Source organism: Alcanivorax sp. HI0044, assembly GCF_001634945.1.
On record NZ_LWEZ01001489.1, the window covers coordinates 1 to 903 of the forward strand.

A 903-nucleotide genomic window follows, 5' to 3' on the forward strand; every position below is an offset into this window, starting at 1 on the left:
CGCCGGTAACCATGTGGTGAAATCCCTGGTGCGTGAGCCGAACAAGGCACTGTTCGTGGACTGGTCTCCCTACATCGGTCATAAGGTTGAAGATGACTGGGATACGTCGTACCCGCTGAAGAAATTGCAGGATCTGGCTACCCGCCTGGAAACACCGCCGGAAGGGGTGGTCGTTCAGCGTCAGGTGAAGAAAATCCTGGAAGACCGCCGCAAAATGACCGCCGGTGCCTTGCCCCTGAACTGGGGTTATGGGGAAACCATGGCCTATGCGACGCTGCTTGATCAGGGGTTTGCCATTCGCTTGACCGGCCAGGACAGTGGTCGCGGCACGTTTTCGCACCGTCACGCGGTGCTGCACAACCAGAAAGACGGTGAGCAATATGTGCCGCTTCAGCACCTCTACGAGGGGCAGCCGCGCTTCGATATCTACGATTCATTGCTCTCTGAAGAAGCGGTGTTGGGGTATGAATATGGCTACGCGACTACCACTCCCAAATCTCTGGTGATCTGGGAAGCCCAGTTTGGTGATTTCGCCAACGGTGCCCAGGTGGTGATTGACCAGTTCATCTCTTCCGGCGAGGCCAAGTGGGGCCGTTTGTGTGGCCTGACCATGCTGCTTCCCCATGGCTATGAAGGGCAGGGCCCGGAGCATTCCTCTGCGCGACTGGAACGCTTCCTGCAACTGTGCGCGGAGCACAACATGCAGGTCTGTGTGCCAAGCACCCCCGGGCAGATTTATCACTTGTTGCGCCGTCAGGCTGTACGGCCACTGCGTAAACCGTTGGTGGTAATGAGCCCGAAGAGCCTGCTACGCCATAAAAAGGCCACATCCGCACTGGAGGATCTGGCCCACGGCACTTTCCATTCAGTACTGGATGACCTGGCTGATCTGGATCGCAAGAA

1 pseudogene is annotated in these 903 nt (G+C 57.5%); it reads left to right on the forward strand.

The annotated features are described in order from the left end of the window. A pseudogene (locus A3730_RS22545) lies at positions 1-903 on the forward strand (2-oxoglutarate dehydrogenase E1 component); the annotation flags it as partial.